The organism is Paenisporosarcina sp. P4_E4_2, assembly GCF_056401595.1.
Genome location: NZ_JBFUJC010000556.1, coordinates 1 through 1,203, shown reverse-complemented (window position 1 = coordinate 1,203; position 1,203 = coordinate 1). Strand labels below are relative to the sequence as shown.

Annotated in this window: 1 protein-coding gene; it reads left to right on the top strand. The window is 38.5% G+C overall.

Going from position 1 to position 1,203, the window contains the following annotated elements:
• Positions 1 to 80: 80 nt before the first annotated feature.
• The coding region (locus tag AC1DSB_RS19685) for an AMP-binding protein (protein ID WP_477587466.1) at positions 81 to 1,203 on the top strand (1,123 nt) is incomplete at its 3' end.

Genomic DNA, 1,203 nt, shown 5'->3' with positions numbered 1-1,203 from the left:
ATTTAATTGTAAGCGGATTCATTTTTCTTTATAATAAAGAATAGGAATATTCAAACGATTAAAAAAGGGGGAAAATAGAAATGACGGCAAAACCATGGTTGGCTCAATATCCACCGGAGATTCCACATACGCTTTCGTACGATCCGATTCCGGTTCAAGCATATTTGACACATGCTTATCGTGATTATCCGGAAAAGATTGCGATTCATTTTCTGGGAAAAGACATTACCTACCGAGAACTCTATGAATCTTCGTTGAAGTTTGCTAATTATTTGCGGTCACTTGGTATTCAAAAAGGTGACAGAGTGGCAATCATGTTACCAAACTGTCCTCAAAACGTTATTGGGTATTATGGAATTCTTTACGCAGGTGGCATCGTCGTCCAAACTAATCCGCTTTATACAGAGAGAGAAATTGCTTACCAAATGAAAGATTCTGGCGCGAAAGCAATCTTATCGCTCGATATTTTATTTCCTCGTATTTCTAAAGTTATTAAAGAAACGAATCTTGAAAACATAATTATAACGGGTATTAAAGACTATTTACCATTCCCGAAAAATTTGGTTTACCCATTTATACAAAAGAAACAATACGGTTTTTCAGTAAAAGTGGAGCATAGAGGGATGAATCACTTGTTCCCGGAAGTCATGAAGGTTGGCAAAGCAGAAGAAATAGAAATTCCTTTTGACTTTGAAGAGGATGTTGCGATTTTGCAATACACTGGAGGCACAACTGGATTCCCCAAAGGTGTTATGTTGTCGCATAAAAACCTGATAGCCAATGCTTCGATGTGTGATGCGTGGTTATATCGCTGCAAAAAAGGCGAGGAAACGATTTTGGGAATCCTGCCATTTTTCCATGTTTATGGCATGACTGCCGTCATGATTCTTTCCGTCATGCTTGGAAACCGCATGGTATTATTACCTAAATTCGATGTGGATTCTGCTTTGAAAACGATAGATAAGCAGAAACCGACGTTATTCCCAGGAGCACCAACTATTTATATTGGTCTGTTAAATCATCCGGATATCGCAAAATATGATTTATCGTCCATTCAAGCTTGTTTAAGTGGTTCTGCACCATTACCAGTCGAGGTTCAGGAAAAGTTCGAAAAGGTAACTGGTGGGAAACTTGTGGAAGGCTATGGTTTAACCGAAACCTCTCCAGTAACACACGCTAATTTCATATGGGATAATGAACGAA